This is a genomic window from Leptothrix mechoopdaensis (SeqCode) (assembly GCF_053893855.1).
Window position 1 is genome coordinate 611,324 of sequence record NZ_CM132699.1, and the last position, 20,383, is coordinate 631,706.

Genomic DNA, 20,383 nt, shown 5'->3' on the forward strand with positions numbered 1-20,383 from the left:
GGGAGCGGCTCTTGAGCCGGGTCTTGAGCCACGTCTTGCGCTGGTATCGGCCCACCCGTGTCCAGCTGCGCACCCGAAGGCCCCATCGTGGTCAAGGCTACCGTCATGCAGCGGGAGAACGATGGGACGATGGGTTCCAACGAGCGCGCCATCGGATCTGCGCACCGACCCGGAGCCGGTGGGGCAGGGCGCCCGGACCGAGGAGGGCCATCGCATGCCAGACCACGACGCCACCAGCCGGCAGGACGCGCCAGTCGATCCGTCGTTTGACCTCCGGGTTGCCGACCATCTGCAGGACATCGTGTCGCGCTTCGACGAGCAGCACCGGCATCTCTACGTCAACCACGCGGCCGAACGCATCACCGGGCGGCCTGCGGCGCAGTTTCTCGGGCGGACCAACCGCGAGCTGGGCATGCCGCCGTCGCTGGTCGAGCAGTGGGAGCAGGCGCTGGCCCAGGTCTTCCGCAGCGGGCGGGCGTCGACGCTGCAGTTCGCCTATGAAGGGCCGCAAGGCCAGCGGCACCTGATCCATTCGCTGCTCTCGCCCGAGATCGATCCGGGCGGACGGGTCCGTTCGGTGGTGACCGTGGCGCGCGACCTGACCGAGCTGGTCGCGCAGCGGGCTGCGGCTGATGCGACCGGGACGGCTGACAAGGCCGTCGCCTTGCCACCCGCCGTGGCGACCGAGCACTACCGCGCGATCGTGCAGTCGTCCGATGACGCCATCATCAGCAAGACGCTCGACGGCATCGTGACGAGCTGGAATGCCGGTGCCGAACGCATCTTCGGCTGGCGTGCCGACGAGGTCGTCGGCCGGCCGCTGACGCTGATCTTCCCGTTCGACCGGGCTGATGAGGAGCGCTTCATCCTCGAGACGCTGCTGGACGGTGGCAGCGTCGACCACTTCGAGACGGTGCGCCTGCGCAAGGACGGCAGCACGGTGCAGGTCTCGGTCTCGATCTCGCCGATCCGGGATGCCGACGGCCGCATCGTCGGTGCCTCGAAGATCGCCCGCGACGTGACCCGGGCGCGGCAGTCCGAGGCGCGCTTGCGGCTGACGTCCAACGTCTTCACCCATGCCAACGAGGGCATCGCGATCGTCGACCGTGACGGCTGCGTGATGGACGTCAACGATGCCTTCTGCCGCATCACCGGCCATGCGCGGCAGGCGGTGCTGGGCGTCCACCACCGCCTGTTCCTCGACACGGCGAAGGACCGTGCCGGCCTGTGGCGACTGCGCCGCGCGCTGGTCCGGCAAGGCCAGTTCCAGGGCGAGGTCTGGTGCCGGCGCCACGACGGCAACCGCTTCGCGGCGCAGCTGACGGTCAGCGCCATCGTCGACGACGAACAGCGGCTGCAGAGCTACGTCGCGCTGTTCACCGACGTCACGGCGCTGCGCGAGCAGTCCGAGCGGCTGCAGCATGTCGCGCACTACGACGCGCTGACCGATCTGCCCAATCGCCTGCTGCTGCAGGACCGGCTGCGCCAGGCGATTGCCGTCAACCAGCGCCATCGCCAGTCGCTGGCGGTGCTCTACCTCGACCTGGACGGCTTCAAGGCGATCAACGACAGCCACGGCCATCACGTCGGCGACCAGTTGCTGGTCAAGCTGGCGCACCGCATCCGCCAGACGCTGCGCGAGAGCGACACGCTGGCGCGCATCGGCGGCGACGAGTTCGTGGCCGTGCTGACGGACCTGGCCCATCCCGACGACTGCGCGCAGCTGGCGGACCGCATGCTGCAGGCCTGCGCCGAGCCGATCGCGCTGGGCAGCCAGGTCGTGCAGGTGTCGGTCAGCATCGGCGTGACGCTGTACCCGCAGGACGATGTCGATGCCGACCAGCTGATCCGCCATGCCGATCAGGCCATGTACCAGGCCAAGCAGGCCGGCCGCAACCGCTGCCAGTATTTCGACCTCGCGCAGGACGCCCTGTTCAAGAGCCGCGACCTGCGCCTGCAGCGGGTCGAGGAAGGTCTGCGCCGCCAGGAGTTCGTGCTGCTGTACCAGCCCAAGGTGAACCTGCGCACCGGCTGTGTCATCGGTGCGGAGGCCCTGATCCGCTGGCAGCACCCGGAGCTCGGGCTGCTGTCGCCGGCCAGCTTCCTCGATGACATCGAACGTCACTCCGTCAGCCTCGCGCTGTGCGACCACGTGATCGACCAGGCGTTGCGGCAGATGGAGGTCTGGCCGCAGCAGGGGCTGACGCTGTCGGTCAGCGTCAACATCGGCGCCTGGCAGTTCCAGCAGCCCGACTTCGCCAAGGGCCTGGCGGCGCACCTGGCCCGCCATGCCGGCGTCGATCCGCAGCTGCTGGAGCTGGAGATCCTCGAATCCAGCGCGATGGAGGACCTGGGCGCTGCCTCGCGCACGATGGCCGAATGCCACCGGCTCGGTGTCCACTTCGCGATCGACGACTTCGGCACCGGCTACTCGTCGCTGACCTACCTGAAGCGATTGCCGGCCGAGACGCTGAAGATCGACCAGAGCTTCGTGCGCGACATGCTGCACGACAGCGAGGACATGGCGATCGTGCAGGGCGTCATCGGCCTGGCCCACGCCTTCGGCCGCCACGTCATCGCCGAGGGTGTCGAAAGCGACGCCCACAGCGCGATGCTGCTGGAACTGGGCTGCGAACTCGCCCAGGGCTACGGCATCGGCCGACCGATGCCGGGCGGTGAACTCGTGGGCTGGGTGCGGGCCTGGGAGGCACGTCACCGTGCCTTGCCCTGAAGTCGGACATCGGGCATCGGGCATCGGCTGATCCGGTGGAAACTTCGGGGCCGCAACCGGGCGGCGGACACGACCGCTGATCCGGAACCATCGTCAACCTCCTGGGCCCTGCGGGCCTGCACCGAACGTGATTGACCTGACTCACCATCGTGTCGGCCTGCGGCGCTGGCTCTTCGTCCTGGCCCTGGTGTCGATGCTGCCGGTGCTGGCCTTTTCCGGCTTCGTGGTGTTCGAGTACCAGCGCAGCTCCCGCGAGGCCATCCTGGCCGACCTGGTCGACCGCACCCACGACAAGGTCGTCGAGATCGAGAGCGTGTTGCAGACGACCACCCTGTCGCTCGGCGCGCTGGCCGAGAGCGCATCGGCCCAGGCCGGTGACTGGCGTGCGCTGCACGCGCACGCCCGCCGCTTCGTGGCCCGCGAGCATTCTTTGCGCTCCGTCACCCTGGTGGATCGTGAAGGCCGCCTGGTCTTTTTTTCGGGCGCCGACTTCGGTAGCCCAGGCTTCGCGGTCGGCGACCCGTCCTCGGTGGCATCGGTGTACCAGTCTGGCAAGCCGCACGTCTCCACCGCCTTCCGCGTGCCCCACAGCCCGACGCCAGTGGTGGCCGTGTCGGTGCCGCTGCGCATCGATGGCGAGGTGCGCTACGTGCTGCGCGGCATCCTGCGCACGGAGACCTTCGACCGCCTGCTGGCCGACCGGGGCGTGCCCGAGGGCTGGGTGCTGGGCATCACCGACAGCCAGGGCGTGCTGATCTCGCGCTCGCGCCACCCGGAGCAGTTCGTCGGCAAGTCCGCTGCGCCGGGCTTCCTGGCGGCGATGCGCCGGGGCGATGTCCAACCCTGGCCCGGCCGGACGCTCGATGGCGTCGCCTCCACCAGCATGGTGCTGCCGGTCTACGGCGGCAACTGGTTCCTCGGTGTGGGCGTGGCCAACGAGGTGCTGAATGCCTCGCTGACCGCCTCGATCCGCAACATCGCCGTCCTGGCCGCCATCTGGCTGCTCCTGGCCATCGTGCTGACGCAGCGCGCGTCCAGCTTCCTGCTGCGGCAGGTGAGTCAGCTGGTCGAATTCGCCAGCCGAGTCGACATCCACGGGCGGCGGCGAGGCGGTCTGCTCATCCAGGAATTCGAGACCGTGCTCGACGGACTCGAAGACGCCCGCCACGGTGCCCTGCGGGCGTTGTCCGAGAAGGCCGACGCGATCGAACAGCGCGAGCAGGTGTTCGATCTCTACGAGCGCGCGCCTTGCGGCTACCACTCGCTGGACCCGCAGGGTCGGATCCTGCGCATGAACGCGACCGAGCTGGACTGGCTGGGCTACCGCTTGGTCGATTTGGTGGGACGGCCTTACACCGACCTGCTCACCGAGGCCAGCCGCATCCGGTTTGCAGAACGTTTCCCGGTCTTCCTGGCCCAGGGTCACATCGACCATGTCGAGCTGGAACTCATCCGCCACGACGGCAGCCGTCTGCCGGTCTCGGTCAGCGGTTCTGCCATACGCGATGAACAGGGCGCGATCGTGGCGACCCGCTCGACGGTGTTCGACCTGTCCGAGCGCAAGCGCCTGGAAGCCCAGTTGGAGCAACTGGCCCGCACCGACGCGCTGACCGGCCTGTCCAACCGCCGTGACTTCGAGGACCGTGCGCTGCACGAACTGCAGCGCGCCCGACGGCTGGGTCGACCGCTGACCGTGCTGATGCTGGATGTGGACCACTTCAAGGGGATCAACGACCGTCATGGCCATGCCGTCGGCGACCGGGTGCTCAAGGGCGTGGCCGATGTCTGCCGGGCCCAGCTGCGCGACATCGACCTGCTGGCCCGGCTGGGTGGCGAGGAGTTCGTGATCCTGTTGCCCGAGACCGCTCCGGCCGACGGCCACGACGTGGCCGAGCGCCTGCGCCAGTCGATCGAAGCCGCAGCCCTGGCAGAGGCATCGGGCGACGTGATCCGATGCACGGTGTCGATCGGCATCGCGTGGCCGGACGCCCCGGACGATTCGATGGCCACGATGCTGGCCCGCGCCGACGAGGCGCTCTATGTCGCCAAGCGCGAAGGGCGCAACCGCGTCACCGACGCGGCCCCGCCAGCATCCGCAGCACCTCCTCGCGCAGCAGGTCGCAGACGGCCTGCGCCGCCGTCGACAGGCGGCGGCCCTGCAGCGTGACCAGGCCGATCGGGCGGCGGATCACCGGGTCGACCAGGCGGCGCTGGACGACGTCGGCGCCGCGCGCGACGCGGGCGGCGAGTTCGGGCAGGGCGGCGACGCCGAGGCCGGCGGCCACCATCGCGTTGATCGTGGCGAGGTGCTCGACCTCGTAGCGCGGCTCGAAGCGGCGACCGAGCTGCAGGAAGGTGTCGTCGGCGTACTGGCGCACGCTGGTCGGCGCGGGCATCGAGATGTGCGGCAGCTCCAGCACCTGGCGCCATTTCAGCGGCTGCCGGCCGCGAGCCAGCGCATGGCCCTGGTGCAGCAGCAGCACGAACGGGTCGCTGGTCCAGCTGTCGTAGGTCAGGTCGGCGTAGGCGGGGTTCTCCGCCGTCAGGGCGAAGTCGACCTCGCCGGAGCGCACCAGCTCGAACGACGCCACCGACAGCGTGTCCGACAGGTCGAGCTGCACGCCGGGATGGGCCTGCGCGAACTGCGAGAAGACCAGCGGCACGACGGTCGCCGCCAGCGAGGGCAGGGCGGCCACGCGCACGCGGCCCTGGCGCAGCTCGGTGATGTCGCGCACGGCCGCCTCGGCCGCCTTGGCCTGTGCCTGCAGGGCCTGTGCGTGCAGCAGCAGCGCGTGGCCGGCATCGGTCAGGCGGACCGCGCGGGTGCTGCGCTCGAACAGCGCGGCGCCGAAGCTGGCCTCCAGCCGGCTCACGACGCCGGACACCGCCGGCTGCGACAGGTGCAGGCGCTGGGCGGTGCTGCGAAAGCTCAGCGTGTCGGCCAGCGAGACGAAGACGGCGATCTCGCGCAGGGACCAATTGATCATGCTGGATTATCAATCCATCGCGAATCACGACTGGACCGGATCAAACCCGGTTCCTAGACTCGCGCCGCATGAACCGACTCAATGCCTCCCACGCGGTCGTCATCGGCGGCGGCACGATGGGGACCGACGTGGCCGTCGTGCTGGCGCGTGGCGGTCTGGCCGTCACCGTCGTCGAGCGCGATGCCGCCCGGCATGAACGCGCCCGCCACCGCATCGTGACCGAGCTGGACGCCTGGCACGCCGAACAGCCGCAGGCCGCCCGGCCCGACACGCCCGTGCTCGTGACGCGGCTGGACGACGTCGCCTGGCCGGGCGTGGCGCTGGTCGTCGAATGCATCGTCGAGCAGCTCGCGCCCAAGCAGCTGCTGTTCGCCGAACTGGTCGCCCGCGCGCCGGCCACGGCCCTGCTGACCAGCAACAGCTCGGGCCTGCCGATCAGCCGCATCGCCGAAGGCCTCTCGACCCGCGAGCGCATGTTCGGCCTGCACTTCTTCATGCCGGCCCATCTGGTGCCGCTGGTCGAGGTGGTGCTCGGCCCCGACAGCGACGCCGCGCTCGCCGATGGGCTGATGACCACGATGCGCCGCTGCGCCAGCGTGCCGGTGCTCGTCCGCAAGGACCGGCCGGGCTTCCTGGCCAACCGCCTGCAGCACGCGCTGGCGCGCGAGGCCTTCGCGCTGCTGGACGACGGCGTGGCCAGCGCCGAGGACATCGACGCCGCCGTGCGTTTCGGCTTCGGCTTCCGCTTCCTGGCCGCCGGCCCGGTGCTGCAGCGCGACCACGCCGGGCTCGACATCCACTGCGCCGCCGCCGCCACGATCTACCCGAGCCTGTGCAACGACGCGGCACCCGCGCGGGTGCTGCGCGACCCGGTGGCGGCCGGCCGGACTGGCATGAAGGCCGGCGCCGGCTTCTCCGACTGGCCGCCCGAGCGCCGCGATGCCGAGCGCGCCCGCTACGACCGGCTGCTGCGCGCGGGGCTGCGGCTGCTGCGCGACGACCTGCCGTCATCGCCCGCCGACGATCCACACGACTGAGCCATGCACACCACCGATCCGCTGATCGTCTGCGTCGCGCCCAACGGCGCCTACAAGCAGACCGCCGACCACCCCGCCGTGCCGCTGACCCCGGCGGCGCTGGCCGACACCGCCAAGGCCTGCCTGGACGCTGGCGCGGCGATGCTCCACCTGCACATCCGCGACGCGCAGGGCCGTCACAGCCTGGACGTCGCCGGTTACCAGGAGGCGCTGCGCGTGGTCCGCCATGCCGTCGGCGACGAGATGGTGCTGCAGGTGACCAGCGAGGCGGCCAAGGTCTACCGCGCCGAACAGCAGATCGCGATGGTCCGGGCGCTGCGGCCCGAGGCCGTCTCGGTCGGCCTGCGCGAGGTCGACCAGCCCGAGATCGGCGCGGCCGGGCTGCGCGCCTTCTTCGGCGAGCTGGCGCAGCGGCAGACGATGACGCAGGTCATCCTCTACGACGTGGCCGACCTGCGGCGCTGGCAGGCGATGCGGGCCGACGGCACGGTGCCGGACGCGCCGTGGTTCCTGCTGTTCGTGCTGGGCCGCTACAGCGCCCACCAGACCTCGGACCCGCGTGACCTGCTGCCCTTCCTGCAGGCCCATGACGGCCCCGAGCCCTGGGCCATGTGCGCCTTCGGGCCGAGCGAGAACGCCTGCGTGGCGGCCGCCGCGTCCTTCGGCGGACATGCCCGCGTCGGCTTCGAGAACAACCTGCGGCTGCGCGACGGCCGGATCGCGCCGGACAACGCCGCGCTGGTCCGGCAGGCCGCCGAGGTGGCGGCCGCGCTGGGCCGTCCGCTGGCAACCGCGTCGCAGATCCGCGCACGCTTCCACGGCCTGCCGCGCTGACCGCATCGATCCCCCCATCACACGACACACCTGCAGGAGACCCCCATGACGATCACCCGCCGCCACCTGACCGCCGCGCTCGCGCTGGCCGCCGCCGGCCTGACGATGGCCACCGGCGCGCAGGCCCAGGCCAGCTACCCGAACGGCCCGATCCGCTTCCTGGTGCCCTATCCGCCGGGCGGGCCGACCGACCTGATGGCGCGCCTGCTGCAGCCCGAGCTGCAGAAGCGCCTGGGCGTGACGGTGCTGATCGAGAACAAGGGCGGTGCCGGCGGCAACGTCGGCAGCGGCGAGGTGGCGCGCCAGGCCCCCGCCGACGGCCAGACCCTGCTGCTGGCCGCCAGCGGCCCGATGGCGGTCAACGGCACGCTGTTCCGCACGATGCCCTTCAACGCGCTGACCGACCTGGTGCCGGTGGTCCAGCTGTCGGCCTTCCCGCTGGTGCTGGAGGTCCACCCGTCGGTCGACGTGAAGACCCTGAAGGACTTCATCGCCCTGGCCAAGTCGCAGAAGGAGCCGTTCACCTACGCCTCGGCCGGCAACGGCACGCCGCAGCACCTGGCCGGCGAACTGTTCGCGCGTGCGGCCGGGGTCAACCTGGTCCACGTGCCCTATCGCGGCGCCGGCCCGGCGCTGAACGACCTGCTGGGCGGTCAGGTGAAGGTGATGTTCGACATCCTGGGCAGCTCGCTGCCGCACATCCAGGCCGACAAGCTGCGCCCGATCGCCGTGACCTCGGCCCGCCGCAGCCCCGCCCTGCCCAACGTGCCGACGATGGCCGAAGCCGGCCTGGGCAACTTCGAGACGACGGCCTGGCACGGCGTGGCCGTGCGCACGGGCACGCCCGCGCCGATCGTCGCCAAGCTCAACGCGACCTTCCTCGACATCTTCAAGGACCCCGCCTTCCGCCAGAAGTGGGAGGCCACCGGCACGCCGGTCGTCGCCGGCACGGCCGAGGCCTTCGGCCAGCTGATCCGCAGCGAGTCCGAGCGTCTGGGCAAGGTCGTGCGCGAGGCGGGGGTGACGGCGGATTGAGACCGTCAGCCAGCCGCTGATCCGCCCGAACCCGTCCCCTCGAACCGCGCCACCGCCAGGTCGATGAACGCCCGCACCTTGGGCGTCAGGTAGCGCGCGCTCGCGAACACCGCATGCACCGGCACGTCCGGCGGACGCCAGTCCGGCAGGACCCGCTGCAGCAGCGCCGGCTGGCCGGCCGGTTCGGCCACGCGGCGCGGCAGCAGGCCGATGCCCAGGCCGCGCTGCAGCACGTCGCGCACGGCCAGGCTGGTGTTGACGCGCAGGCGCGGCTGCAGCCGCACGCGCTGCGTGTCGTCGCCGCGCGCCAGCTGCCAATGCCCTTGCGGCGCCGCCCCGGCATAGACCACCAGCGGGTGCGCCGCCAGGTCCTGCGGCGACCCGGGCGGGCCGTGGCGCTGCAGGTAGTCGGCCGATGCGTACAGGCCGTAGTCCAGCATGCCGAGCCGCCGCGCGGCCAGCGATGAATCGGCCAGCGGGCCGACCCGCAAGGCCAGGTCGTGGCCCTCGTGGACGATGTCGACGACGCGGTTGGTGTAGTCGGCCTCGACCTGCATCTGCGGGTAGGCGGCCAGGTAGTCGGCGATCCAGGTGCCGGCCGCCACCAGGCCGAACTCGACACCGCAGGTCAGCCGCAGCGTGCCCTGCGGCTCGCCCCGGATGCGCTGCATCGCCTGCCGGGTCTCGTCGACCGAGGCCAGGATGGCGTGGGCGCGCTCGAAGAACTCGCGCCCCGCCTCGGTCAGCGACAGCGAGCGCGTGCTGCGTTCGAGCAGCCGCACCGCCAGCTCGCGCTCCAGCGCGCTGACCACGCGCGACAGCCGCGCCTTCTGCGTGCCCAGCGCATCGGCCGCGCGCGTGTAGCTGCCGGTCTGCACGACCTTGACGAAGGCTTCCAGGCTGGCCAGGTCCATTGTTGTCTCCAGTGGCAACAGTGAATCTCATTCTGGTGGATTGAGCCGGAGGGTGTCGATCCGGACACTGCCGGACATCGGGGCCCGATCCGGCCCCGACCCACCCGAGGAGATCCCGATGAGCCTGCAAGACCCCAACGTCGTGAACCCGCAGCGCCGCAAGCGCATCGCCCTCGTCATCGCCAACCCGGCGGTGTCGACCACCACCGGCTGGCCGGTCGGCTTCTGGTGGAGCGAGCTGACCCACCCGTACCACGCCTTCGTCGAGGCCGGCTACGAGGTGGCGCTGTTCAGCCCCGCCGGTGGCGCCTGCGCGGCCGACGCCATGAGCGACCCGGACGACGCCAGCGGCTACAGCCGCACCGACCTGATCAGCCAGGGCTTCATCCACACGCCCGAGCTGCGTGCGCTGGTCGAGAAGACGACGCCGGTGGCCGATCTGGACGTGGCCGCGTTCGACGCCATCGTCGTGGCCGGCGGTCAGGCGCCGATGTTCACCTTCGAGGCCGCGACCGGCCTGCACGCCACCTTCGCCGCCTTCTTCGAGGCCGGCAAGGTCGCCGCCGCGCTGTGCCACGGCTGCGCGATCCTGGCGTTTGCCCGCGACAGCCGGGGCGAGCTGATCGCCCGGGGCCGCACCGTCACCGGCTTCGCCAACGTCGAGGAAGACTATGCCGACAACGCCGTCTGGTCGTATGGCCTGCTGCCGCGCGACCGTCACGTCATGCCGTGGCGCATCGAGGACCGGCTCAAGGCCATCGGCGCGAACTACGTGCAGGGCGGCCTGTGGCGCAGCTTCGCCGTGCGCGACGGCAACCTGATCACCGGCCAGCAGAACTTCTCGGGCGCGGAAACCGCGCGCCTGGTCATCGAGGCCCTGGGTCGCTGACCCGCCAGGAGCACGCCATGAACCTGAGCATCCTGGGCGCCGGCAACGTCGGCATGGCACTGGCCCGCGCCTTCCTGCGCGCCGGCCAGCCGGTCACGATCGGCGTGCCCGACCCGGCACGTCATGCCGATGCCGTGGCCGCACTGGGCCCGCAAGCCACGCTGCGGGCCAGCGACGAGGCCGTGCAGGCCGGCGAACTCGTCATCCTGGCGGTGCCCTGGACCGCCGCGCTGGACATCGCCCGGCGACGCGAGGACTGGCAGGGCCGCGTGCTGGTCGACGCCACCAACCCGCTGGCCCCGGGCCTGGCCGGCCTGAGCCTGGCCACCACCACCAGCGGCGCCGAACAGATCGCCGAACGCGCCCTCGGCGCCCGCGTCGTCAAGGCCTTCAACACGACCGGTGCCGAGAACATGGCCGACAGCCGCTACGCCCAGGGTCTGCCGATGATGCCGGTCGCCAGCGACGACGCGGCGGCCCGCCAGCAGGTGCTGGCACTCGCCACGCTGATCGGCTTCGACGCCGTCGACATGGGCCCGCTGAGCGCCGCGCGCTACCTGGAGCCGCTGGCGATGGTGTGGATCCACCTGGCGTTCAAGCAGGGTGCGGGGCGGCGGTTCGCGTTTTCGCGCATGACACGCGGTTGAACCGAGGACGACGCGGCCACCCTGCGCTCAGGCCTTGACCTCCACCACCTGCTCGAAGCCGCCGAAGATCATCCGCCGGCCGTCGAACGGCATCGGCGGGTTGGCGGGGTTGGACGGGTCCATGCGCGGGTCATCCACCATCTTCTTCATCGCCGCGTCGCGCGTGGCCTTGTCCGGCCACTCGACCCACGCGAAGGCCACCGTCTCGTCGGCCGTGGCCTGCACCGCACGGCGGAAGTCGGTGAGCTTGCCGTCGGGGATGTCGTCGCCCAGCGCCTCGACCACCCGCAGGGCGCCCAGCTCGATGAACAGCGCATCGAAGTGCAGCGCGTGTTCGACGAACTTCTGCCGGTCGGCGCGCGCCACCGGGATCACGAAACCATCGATGTAGGACATGTCGTCTCCTTCGCGGCTCAGGACAGCAGCGCGTCGAGCGGGTCGCACGGCAGAGGGATCTTGGCGCGGGCGAGGCCATCGGGCATCGCGATTCACCCGGGTATCGCCTGCGCATCACCCGGGCAGGACCGGTTCAGCGAGATTCCTTGACCGGACAAAGCGCCACGATGAATCCGCAGCAGGCGCCGGGCAGGGGGCCCAGCCCCCAGAATCTTTGGGCCGTTCGCACAAGACAAGCCGATAGATCGGTCACCGAATGTCCGACGATCGAACAGGTGATCGAGCTGAAGGCGATATAGCCTGCAAGGCCGCCCAGGATCAAGCTGACGAACACGATGGCCAACTCGGACACGAAGGCGGTGTCTTCCACCCGGAGTCTCAGCCAGGGGAGAGTGACGCGCATGGCGGCGTCATGCATCACTCACGTCGCAATCGCAACCGGTGCACCGAACAAGAATATGAGCGGCAGCGTGATCGCCGGGCCTGACAGCAGGCTCTCCCCTGTGCCAAACGCGCCGACGATCGGACCGACCAGCGCGAAGATCAGCAAGGCTCGGCGCGTCGATGTAAAGAGTTTGCTCATGGGTGGTCTGTCATCTAGACGGCAAGCCGTTGGCGTCGTTTGTATACCCCGTCCAAGCTCGCTTGACGGACTTGCTACAGCGCACTCATGTCGACCTTGGACATCGGGACCGCACTTTCGATGACCAGGGCCAGCGCGAGTGCCGGAGGAATGACTGGCTTGCTGGCTTCGATCGCACCCTGAATGGCAAGGCCGTAGGCAACGGGCCATTCGATGGGCAATGGGCACAGTTTCTGGACGACCGAAAAGGTGGCGGGCCAGAACGCCGCGAGATATTGCGCCGGTTGCCGTTGTGGCGCGTGTTCGGGTGGCGATCGCGGTACACCCAACGGCTGCGTTCCGAGTGATTCGGACGGAGGTTTTAAAATATCGTTTCGATCGGGGGAGTTCGGTGGCGCCAGCCTGCTGCGTCGCACCGACTGCAAGTGCGTCCAGTGCGCAATGCAGAGATTCGACGTGAACAACCCTTTCCTGCTTGAGTGTGTCCATGGGTTTGCACGTCAGTCCTGAAGTGATCCGGTTAGAGGTTGGGTATATTGCGCCCAGTTCTCTTGTCGCTCAACCCGTCAATCTGTTATTGGCGACGGCCTTCATTCCCAACATCAGTAGCCCGGCGTGCGGATATTCCGCCGCATGTCCAGTGTCATGCGGGTATTGGTGGATTGACTGACGATCTCAAGGTTGCAAAGAATAAAGCCACCCGCTCGGGTGGCTTCTCATCGGGCATCTGGTCCCGCCGACAGGAATCTCATCTCCCAGGGGAGGACCCCTCCATCAGCGGGAGTTGCCCCCAAAGTTGCCCCCAGGCTTCGAGCCCTGAGATAGCGATTCTTGACCCGTCTGGGAGCCGCCAATCTTGCCCCTGTCAACACCGCAGCTGAAACTGCCAGCTTTGGCCTGAAGCCCAACTGACTGACCGTCGCACTGGAAGGCGGCGACGGATCAAGAAGGATCGGATCCTTGCGGCCCTGTTTCTGTCGATGCCGGATGGACGTCATCCTTGCTGGCGACCTGTCTTGCTATCGCAGTCCTTTGGTCCCTTCGATCTGAAACACCGTCCGCGGCTACGATGGACTTTCGACCATCGAAAGGAAGCATCGTGACCCAGGCCTTGCGTTGGGGGATTCTCGGGACCGGCTGGATCGCCGACCTGTTCGTCAAGGACCTGCAGCTCACCGGGCATGCGGTCAGCGCCGTCGGTTCGCGTACGCAGGCGTCGGCGGACCGCTTCGCCGCCCGTTTCGGCATCCCGAACGCCCACGGCAGCTACGACAGCCTGGTCGCGGATCCGCAGGTCGACATCGTCTACGTGGCCACGCCGCACCCGATGCATGCGGCGAACGCGATGGCCGCGCTGAACGCCGGCAAGCACGTGCTGGTCGAGAAGCCCTTCACCCTGAACGCGGCCGAAGCGCGGGCCGTGGTGGACCTGGCCCATTCCCGCAACCTCGTCGTGCTGGAGGCCATGTGGACCCGCTTCCTGCCGCACATGCGCCGCATCCGCGAGATGGTGGCATCGGGCGTCCTCGGCACGGTCCAGTCGGTCGTCGCCGACCACACGCGTGACCTACCGGATGACCCGGCGCATCGACTCAACGCGATGGAACTGGGCGGCGGCGCGCTGCTGGACCTGGGCATCTACCCGATCGCCTTCGCCTGGGACATCCTGGGTCGACCGGAAGAGATCCAGGCCATGGCGCGCTTCAAGGCCACCGGCGCGGACGCCGAGGTCACGACGATGTTCCGCCATGCCGGCGGGGCACTGTCGACCACGATCTCGTCGAGCGACAACGCCGGTCGCAACGTCGCCACGATCCAGGGCACCGAGGCGCGCATCGAGATCGATGCGACTTGGTACGAGCCGACCTCGTTCCGCGTGCTGGACGCCGATGGTCGGGTGATCGAGCAATTCGTCTCCGAGGTGCCCGGGCGTGGCATGCAGTTCCAGGCCGACGAGATCGAGCGGCTGGTGATGGCGGGTCTCCTGGCCGGCGAGATCCTGCCGCCGGAGGACAGCGTCGCGATCATGCAGACGCTGGACACGATCCGCGCGCAGATCGGGCTGCGCTATCCGGGCGAGTAGCGAGGTGTCGGCGGTGGTGGCGGTGTCGGCTGCAATTGCGCCCGGATGAAGAATCCTTCGGGCGTGCCCCGGCGTTGCCGGGCCAGGCCGTGGCGCTGCGCGTCGAGCCTCCGGCCGGTGTCCGGTGTCTCGCCCCTGTCGGGCGGCCGTCCCTCACGCAACACGGTCAGGCCGGCGGTGCCGGCGGTCCTGGGGGCGCGGCCCGTTCCCGTGCCCGGTGATCGCGGGCCTGAACACCCAGATCGCCTGAGCGGCTGCGCCGCCCAGGCCGACCCGCTGGCCGAACAGCCGGTCGTCCCGCTTCGCGTGCCTTCCGGCTGAACGGCCTCACCGGTCACCCGCCACGCCCGTTGCCGAGCCGCGCGAAGGCCACCCCAACCGCCGATCCGGCTCACCCCGGCTCGACCGCCGCGCCCGTCGTCTGCTGACGCAGCCTTGGTGGCACGCCGGCCGCAGGGCCGCCGGGGTTCGGGTCTTCGCGGTCGGCTCCGTTCCACTGCGCCGCCCGCAGGCGGGTGGCAGCCCTGCACCAGACCGGCCCACCGCGCTCCCCCCACCAGCCCCCGTCCTGTGGGCGAGGGGGACTTGTGGGGGGATCTTTCAGCGGTGGGCCAGGAGACTGGCGCACCGCGTCGGCTGCAGGACACACCACCCATCCCCCGACCCCTTCCCGTGAGGGCAGGGGCCATGCCCACCCCCCGCCCGCCCGTGGGCGGGTGCGAGGAAGGTCCAAGCGAGAGGATCGGTTTCCAGGGACACCCGGATCGGGGCCCGGCCGATGCGCTCTCGCAAGGAGTCCGTCATGGCCCACGTCCACGTCACCCAGCGCCACGCCCACCTGGCCGGCGCCGTCAAGCTCGACACCGTCAACGGCCGCGAAGGGCCGATCGCCCGCGCGGTGCTCACCGCCATCAGCAACACCCGCCGCGGATCCGGCGACCAGCGCCACGAGGACGCCACCGCCATCCAGTGGACCCTGTGGGGCGCGCAGGCCGAGAACGCCGCGCGCTACCTGGGCAAGGGCTCGCACGTGAACATCGTCGGCCGGGTCCGGAACCACCGTTACGAGAAGGACGGCGAAACGGTTCACACACTGACCTTCACGGCCGACGAGATCGACTACCTCGACAGCCGGGCCGAGTCCGAGGCCCGCCGGGAGCGTGACGGCCAGCCGGAGTCGCCGGAGGAGGTCGAAGCCCGCACCCCGGCCACCGCCGCCAGCGCGCACCCGGGCCGCACCCGCCCGAGCCACAAGCCCCGCAGCGATCGCCAGGCGAGCCACGGCGCCGCCTGAGGTTTCGCGACGCCACACTTCACCAACCCCAACCCCAAGCCCGCGCGCTGGCTCCATCGTTGAGCCAGCGCGCGTTCGTCGTGTCGGGCTCAGGGCGGGGGTGACAAAGAACGGCTCGCCGTCCGCGTGGCGGCCGGCTCGCGAGGCCCGTCGCCGATCCATCGAGGACCGGGCGCCGGGCAGCCTCCGATGCGCGCGCGTCAGTGCCTCGGCAGCCACATGATCACGACGTAGGTCAGCGACGCCGAACTCACCGCCGTCAGCGCGTGCGAGATCCAGTCCCACCAGGGGTGATCGAGTCGCTGCTGCAACTGGTCCAGCGGGCCGACAAGCTTCGCCAGGCTCGGCCGCAGTTGCTCCGCGAACATCCGGTCGGCGGCGGTGCCCATCGCCTCGGCCTGTGCGGCGGCGATCTCGTCGGCCTTCTGCGTGGCGAGGGCCTCGATGCGCTGGCGGGCGTCGCGCTCGGCGGCCAGTTTCAGGTCTTGGAGCTGCTTTTGAAAGACATTCGTCTGGTGCCCCAGCGAGAGCGCCGCACGCACGAAACTCTTGTCGGCACCTTCCACGATGACCTGGCAGCGCTCGAGCCGGTCCAGCACCTGGCCCAGGTCCCCAATCGCTTCGGCCAGCAAGGCTTCGCGGGTCGTGTTCGGGTGGCTCATGGTGTGGTCCTCTCGGGGCTATCCGTGGCAGCTGCCTTCGGTCCCATGGCACCCAGACCCAGGGCCGCGAAGCAGGCATCGAGTTCCGGAACGACACCGAGCGCCAGGCGTCGTTTCGCGAGGCGCTGGGCCAGCGCGAGCCGTTCGGTGCTGTCGCTGGCCCGTTGGATCAGGGCCTTGTAGTCGGTCGTGTCGGCGGCCAGGGCCACCAGGTCGACGCCGCTGCCCTTGATGCGCCCGTAGATCTCGTTGCTGCCGAGCCGGCAGGCCAGCGACAGCTCAGCCGAGCGCGTCATCTGCGCGAACGACAGCACCGGCTCGAACACCCGCCCGAGCTCGCTGCCATCCTCGACCATGTTGAAGACGACGCGCACCTTGGCGGCGGGTATGCCGATGCGCGCCAGTTCGGCCAGCGTGGCGATGGTGTCCTGCTGCTGCTTGGCCGCCGGCACCGTCGGGATGACGTAGTGGTCGAAGTCCTCGTGGCTGCCCCGGTAGCGGTGCATCAGCCCGAGCAGTTCCTCGACGTTGCTCGCGCCGATGTCCACCACCACGTCGTCGACCACCTGCAGGAACTCCTGCAGCTCGGCGAACTGGCGGCCCCGGATGACATGGTCCTGGTCCTCGCCGGCGTTGATGCTCTCGATCGAGACGAGCGCGGCGCCGGGCAGGCGAGGGGCCAGCAGGTGGCGGGCGATCGTGGTCTTGCCCACGTTGCCCGAGAAGCTGATGACGGCGACTTTCATGGCGGGTTCCTCTCCTGCAGCAGGGGGTTGGTGATGCGGCCCTTCATGAAGGCCTCGGCGATGGCCTGGCCGCTGCGGGTGTCCGAGGTCAGGCCCGATGGCAGGGGCCGAACGGGAGCGAGCGTCGTTGATGTCATGAGCGACACGCGCCGCTCAACCGACGAGGTGATGGGATGACCGTTGGCGCGGCGAACTCGGACCACCTCGCGGTACACGGTGCTGCGGCTGACCACGACGCCGACCGAGCCCAGCGCGAGGCGGATGGCCTCCAGGCTGTGCCCGGCGCCATGCAGCCGCTGGATCTCGGCGGCATATGCCAGGGCCTTGCGGGTGGCTCGGCCTGGCGGGCGCGTGGGGTGCAACTCCATGTCGTCGGTGGGTGAGGGCGACGAGCCGAGTCTGGTGCGGAGTCCGCAGCTTGTGGGCGATGACTTCGGGGACCGATTCGTCGTGCGGACGGCCCGGGACGACCTGGGACGAGGCCGATCGCAGCGATGACAGCGACAGCGGCTCGAGTTGTTCCGGTCGTGTTCCGGTCCCGTTCCGCTCTTGTTCCGGATTCGTGCCGGTCCTGTTCCGCTCGTGTGCAGGTTGTGTTCCGGTGAGGTGCCGCCTGGAGGCCCGGTCGGGGTGCTTCGTGGCCGCTGATGGCGCCTAAATCGATGGATCGGCGCGCGAAGTCATCGATTCAAGGCGTTCGATCGAGGTCCAGACGGAAGGCGTGGGTGAGTGCAGAGATAGGCGCAGTGGCGCCAGTTGTCGGACACGGTCCGAGCTGCTCTCCGAGCTCAGGAGTTCGACATGTCCCCAAACTCGCGTGACCGGATCAGCGTCGACCTGCAGGGCCTGAAGGCCGCGCTCGTGGCGCGTGCTGACGAGATAGGCGTGTCGCCGTTGGACGTCGTGCGTGGGGTGCTGGCCGATGCGCTGGTCGCACAGCCGACGAGCCGCCGATCCGACCTCCCCCGTGGCTCGTGGCGATCGCGCGGCGCCGTCCAGCGGGTGTCGCTGCGCGTGCGGCAGGTCCACGTGATGGCCTTGACCGAGGCGGCCCGCCGCGCGGGCCTGAGCCTGGGCGACCCCGTGGCCGGTCTGCTCGAGGGTGTGGCGGCGCTGGGCGGCGACGGCGACCGATTGGGGAGCCTTGCGGCGCTCTCCGCCTCGAACGCCGAGATGTCCAGCCTTGGCCGTGACCTGCGCCACCTGGAGAGCCTGCTGTCGCGCGGCGAGAGCCAGGCGGCGAGGTTCTATCGGGAGAGTCTCGACACGCTGGCCGATGAGGTGCGTGCCCACCTGCGCATGTCCTCGCGGGCCTTGTCCGATCTTCAGCCGCGACGTTCAGCGTAAGTCAACGGCCGCCCGTGACTTCAGGAGCGTGCCATGACATCGGCTTCGAACATCGACGGTGTGCTCGTGCTCTGGGGCGACCGACTGTTCTATCCCGGCAACCGGATGGCGCGGAGCTCGACGCCGAGGCTGACTCCCGAGGCGACAAGGCAGCGGGCCCGGGAAATCCGCGCCCGCATCGCGGCCACCGTGATCCGGCGCGCCGCAGGTGATGGTGAAGGTGACCGGAGGAGGGCGCGGCATGCGAGCGATCGCGGTGCACTTCCGCTACATCAGCAAGAACGGCCGACTCGACATCGAGGACGAACGAGGTGAAGTGCGGAACGGCAAGGACGCCTTGACCGACCTAGTCGATGACTGGCGCTACGGCGGCTCCTTCATTGCCGATGACTCGCAACCGGGCCATCCCAGAGAGGCCTTCAACATCATGTTGTCGATGCCGCGAGGCACGGACCCATTGGCTGTTCAAAGGGCGGCGAGGGCTTTTGCAAAGTAGGAACTGTCCGATCACAAGTATGTGATGGTGCTCCACGACCACCAGGCCAATCCGCACGTGCATCTGAGCGTGAGAGCGGAATCTAGGCGCGGCCGGCGGTTGATCCCGCGCAAGGTGGACTTGGCGAGATGGAGGGAAACGTTCGCGGAGAAGCTCAGGGAACTGGGGATCGAAGCCGAGGCGAGCCGGCGGTTCGTGCGCGGCAACACGCTTAGACCAGAGACGCTATGGCGCCTCAAGGCGGTCGGAGACGGCCGGCTCCAGCGAAGTGCGCGGGACGCGGGCGCTGCGCCGGAAACGTGATTGCATAAGGAAGGATGGTCTCAGATCGTTCAAGCACTGGCGACGTCCAGCGACCACGCCGATCGGATGCTGGCACTGGCCATGCACAGTGTTGAAGAACTCGGGCCTGAAGCGCGAGACATTGGAGCCGCTAGGGGGCAAGCGGTTAGTTCAGTGCAAGTCATCGAACGACGTACGCGGTGCCGGGTCAGACCACGCCGATGTCGCGATACTGGTAAGCGCGGATGATCTCCTCGACCCAGTTGCCGGACTCCTTCAGCCCGGCCAGCACATGGTCGACCAAGTCTTCTGGTATGCGTCCAGTGCGGTCGGTCGTTGACTTCCCTGCGACAATGAAAATTGCGTACGCTCAAGCGATGTTGCCAGGCCCCGGGCCCAGAACCTGGCGATTGGTGTGCGCCTCGCCCGGTGATGTCCGAGGACTTCCCGGACCCCTTCTGCCCCGACGGACCCGTCGACCAGCCGGACACGCGCCGATGACCCAGCATCCATCGCTCAAGGACTACGAGGACCTGATCCGCGTCATCCACGAGAAGCACGACTCGATGAGCAAGACCTACCAGGCCATCGCCGTCTATCTCACGCAGAACCCCAACGACGTCGCCATCAAGTCGGTCAACTCGATCGGCGAGAGCTGCGGCATCCATGCCTCCAGCTTCGTGCGCTTCGCGCAGTCGCTGGGCTTCAAGGGTTTCAAGGAACTGCAGGAAGTCTTCCAGCGCCGGCTGTCGACGGCCGCGCCGGGCTTCGAGGCCCGCATCAAGGCGCTGGAGGGCGAGCTCGGCGGCGGTGCCGAATCGGGCAAGACCTCGCTGCTGCGCGAGCTGGTGCTGCGCGACATCGCCTCGCTGCAGGAGCTGATCAAGGACATCTCGGACGAGCTGATGGAGCAGGCCGTCACGCTGATGGACGAGGCGCAGACCATCTACCTGATCGGCCAGCTGCGCTCGGCCCCGGTGGTCGAGCTGATGCGCTACGTGCTGACCATGCTGGGCAAGCGCACCGTGCTGCTCGATGCCAGCGGCGGCCTGGCCACGCACATGGGCAAGCTGATGGGACCGCAGGACCTGCTGATCGCCGTGTCCTTCCGCTTCTATGCCCGCGAGACGGTCAACGTGGCCGAGGACGCGGTCCAGCGTGGCGTGCCCATCCTGGCCATCACCGACTCGACGCTGTCACCGCTGGCCAAGGGCGCGCGCGCGCTGTTCACGGTGCCGGAGCACGAGTACATCTTCTCGCGCTCGCTGGCCGCGCCGATGTGCGTGGCGCAGGCGCTGGTGGTGTCGCTGGCCGCGCGGCTGCAGAAGGAAGTGGCCCCGCGCATCCCCACCGTCACGCAGCCCTGAGGCGACGCCGGACGTGAGACGCCCCGTCGCCGGACCCTGGTTCCGGGGACGGG

General features: G+C 69.4%; 22 protein-coding genes. 13 read left to right on the forward strand and 9 right to left on the reverse strand.

Annotation, left to right across the window (positions count from 1 at the left end; all coding sequences use genetic code 11):
- The first annotated feature begins 214 nt into the window (after positions 1-214).
- Both ACWA7K_RS02770 and ACWA7K_RS02775 read left to right on the forward strand, forming a co-directional pair.
- The gene (locus ACWA7K_RS02770; RefSeq protein ID WP_456165426.1) at positions 215-2,731 is read left to right on the forward strand and encodes a sensor domain-containing protein; all 2,517 of its coding nucleotides are present in this window, start codon (positions 215-217) and stop codon (positions 2,729-2,731) included.
- Between the two features lie 127 nt (positions 2,732-2,858).
- On the forward strand, positions 2,859-4,898 hold the full coding sequence (locus ACWA7K_RS02775; protein WP_456210324.1) for a sensor domain-containing diguanylate cyclase: 2,040 nt from the start codon (positions 2,859-2,861) through the stop codon (positions 4,896-4,898).
- Here ACWA7K_RS02775 and ACWA7K_RS02780 read toward each other — a convergent pair.
- Positions 4,801-5,718, reverse strand: a complete 918-nt coding sequence (locus ACWA7K_RS02780) for a LysR family transcriptional regulator (protein WP_456165430.1) — start codon at positions 5,716-5,718, stop codon at positions 4,801-4,803. The two genes, ACWA7K_RS02775 and ACWA7K_RS02780, sit on opposite strands and share 98 nt — an antisense overlap.
- Positions 5,719-5,786: 68 nt before the next feature.
- Between ACWA7K_RS02780 and ACWA7K_RS02785 the strand changes: the two genes are divergently transcribed.
- From ACWA7K_RS02785 to ACWA7K_RS02795, 3 genes are read left to right on the forward strand one after another with little or no spacing between them, the layout of a single operon-like run.
- A complete protein-coding gene (locus ACWA7K_RS02785; RefSeq protein WP_456165432.1) occupies positions 5,787-6,755 on the forward strand; it encodes a 3-hydroxyacyl-CoA dehydrogenase family protein in 969 nt (322 codons plus the stop codon).
- A 3-nt stretch (positions 6,756-6,758) separates the two neighbouring features.
- Positions 6,759-7,589 (forward strand): 3-keto-5-aminohexanoate cleavage protein, encoded by an 831-nt coding sequence (locus tag ACWA7K_RS02790; RefSeq protein WP_456165434.1) that lies wholly within the window; start codon positions 6,759-6,761, stop codon positions 7,587-7,589.
- Between the two features lie 45 nt (positions 7,590-7,634).
- Entirely contained in the window at positions 7,635-8,624 is a 990-nt protein-coding gene (locus ACWA7K_RS02795; protein WP_456165436.1) for a Bug family tripartite tricarboxylate transporter substrate binding protein, read from the forward strand.
- Positions 8,625-8,629: 5 nt separating this feature from the next.
- On the opposite strand, the gene ACWA7K_RS02800 is transcribed toward ACWA7K_RS02795, so the two are convergent.
- Positions 8,630-9,538: a LysR substrate-binding domain-containing protein gene (locus ACWA7K_RS02800; RefSeq protein ID WP_456165438.1), complete on the reverse strand. Its 909-nt coding sequence runs from the start codon at positions 9,536-9,538 to the stop codon at positions 8,630-8,632.
- A gap of 118 nt (positions 9,539-9,656) precedes the next feature.
- Here ACWA7K_RS02800 and ACWA7K_RS02805 point away from each other — a divergent pair, with 118 nt between their 5' ends.
- Positions 9,657-10,427 carry a type 1 glutamine amidotransferase domain-containing protein gene (locus ACWA7K_RS02805; RefSeq protein ID WP_456165440.1) on the forward strand — a complete coding sequence of 257 codons (771 nt, stop codon included), beginning with the start codon at positions 9,657-9,659 and terminating at the stop codon, positions 10,425-10,427.
- Between the two features lie 17 nt (positions 10,428-10,444).
- Positions 10,445-11,074 carry an NADPH-dependent F420 reductase gene (locus ACWA7K_RS02810; protein WP_456165442.1) on the forward strand — a complete coding sequence of 210 codons (630 nt, stop codon included), beginning with the start codon at positions 10,445-10,447 and terminating at the stop codon, positions 11,072-11,074.
- A 27-nt stretch (positions 11,075-11,101) separates the two neighbouring features.
- Here ACWA7K_RS02810 and ACWA7K_RS02815 read toward each other — a convergent pair whose 3' ends face one another.
- The 4 genes from ACWA7K_RS02815 to ACWA7K_RS02830 form a co-directional block, all read right to left on the reverse strand.
- Positions 11,102-11,470, reverse strand: a complete 369-nt coding sequence (locus ACWA7K_RS02815) for a DUF1428 domain-containing protein (protein WP_456165444.1) — start codon at positions 11,468-11,470, stop codon at positions 11,102-11,104.
- Between the two features lie 133 nt (positions 11,471-11,603).
- Positions 11,604-11,840, reverse strand: coding sequence for a hypothetical protein (locus ACWA7K_RS02820; protein ID WP_456165446.1), 237 nt, complete (start codon positions 11,838-11,840; stop codon positions 11,604-11,606).
- Between the two features lie 51 nt (positions 11,841-11,891).
- Positions 11,892-12,053: a hypothetical protein gene (locus tag ACWA7K_RS02825; protein WP_456165448.1), complete on the reverse strand. Its 162-nt coding sequence runs from the start codon at positions 12,051-12,053 to the stop codon at positions 11,892-11,894.
- Positions 12,054-12,127: 74 nt separating this feature from the next.
- Positions 12,128-12,517 (reverse strand): hypothetical protein, encoded by a 390-nt coding sequence (locus ACWA7K_RS02830; protein ID WP_456165450.1) that lies wholly within the window; start codon positions 12,515-12,517, stop codon positions 12,128-12,130.
- A 647-nt stretch (positions 12,518-13,164) separates the two neighbouring features.
- Between ACWA7K_RS02830 and ACWA7K_RS02835 the strand changes: the two genes are divergently transcribed.
- Together ACWA7K_RS02835 and ACWA7K_RS02840 are read left to right on the forward strand one after the other, a co-directional pair.
- On the forward strand, positions 13,165-14,136 hold the full coding sequence (locus ACWA7K_RS02835) for a Gfo/Idh/MocA family protein (protein ID WP_456165452.1): 972 nt from the start codon (positions 13,165-13,167) through the stop codon (positions 14,134-14,136).
- 802 nt (positions 14,137-14,938) lie between these two features.
- Positions 14,939-15,430 carry a single-stranded DNA-binding protein gene (locus tag ACWA7K_RS02840; RefSeq protein ID WP_456165454.1) on the forward strand — a complete coding sequence of 164 codons (492 nt, stop codon included), beginning with the start codon at positions 14,939-14,941 and terminating at the stop codon, positions 15,428-15,430.
- Between the two features lie 200 nt (positions 15,431-15,630).
- On the opposite strand, the gene ACWA7K_RS02845 is transcribed toward ACWA7K_RS02840, so the two are convergent.
- Genes ACWA7K_RS02845 through ACWA7K_RS02855 form a run of 3 tightly spaced genes read right to left on the reverse strand, consistent with a single transcriptional unit; the run spans position 15,631 to position 17,206 of the window.
- Entirely contained in the window at positions 15,631-16,092 is a 462-nt protein-coding gene (locus tag ACWA7K_RS02845; protein ID WP_456165456.1) for a hypothetical protein, read from the reverse strand.
- Complete coding sequence (stbB, locus tag ACWA7K_RS02850; protein WP_456165458.1) at positions 16,089-16,838, reverse strand: StbB family protein; 750 nt, start codon at positions 16,836-16,838, stop codon at positions 16,089-16,091. The genes ACWA7K_RS02845 and stbB overlap by 4 nt, the downstream gene beginning before the upstream one ends.
- Positions 16,835-17,206 (reverse strand): hypothetical protein, encoded by a 372-nt coding sequence (locus ACWA7K_RS02855; RefSeq protein ID WP_456165460.1) that lies wholly within the window; start codon positions 17,204-17,206, stop codon positions 16,835-16,837. The genes stbB and ACWA7K_RS02855 overlap by 4 nt, the downstream gene beginning before the upstream one ends.
- Before the next feature lie 433 nt (positions 17,207-17,639).
- Between ACWA7K_RS02855 and ACWA7K_RS02860 the strand changes: the two genes are divergently transcribed.
- From ACWA7K_RS02860 to ACWA7K_RS02875, 4 genes are all read left to right on the forward strand, one after another.
- A complete protein-coding gene (locus ACWA7K_RS02860; protein WP_456165462.1) occupies positions 17,640-18,185 on the forward strand; it encodes a hypothetical protein in 546 nt (181 codons plus the stop codon).
- Positions 18,186-18,426: 241 nt separating this feature from the next.
- A complete protein-coding gene (locus ACWA7K_RS02865; protein ID WP_456165464.1) occupies positions 18,427-18,681 on the forward strand; it encodes a hypothetical protein in 255 nt (84 codons plus the stop codon).
- Between the two features lie 24 nt (positions 18,682-18,705).
- Entirely contained in the window at positions 18,706-18,984 is a 279-nt protein-coding gene (locus ACWA7K_RS02870) for a hypothetical protein (RefSeq protein ID WP_456165466.1), read from the forward strand.
- Positions 18,985-19,460: 476 nt separating this feature from the next.
- A complete protein-coding gene (locus tag ACWA7K_RS02875; protein ID WP_456165468.1) occupies positions 19,461-20,330 on the forward strand; it encodes a MurR/RpiR family transcriptional regulator in 870 nt (289 codons plus the stop codon).
- The last annotated feature ends 53 nt before the right edge of the window (positions 20,331-20,383 follow it).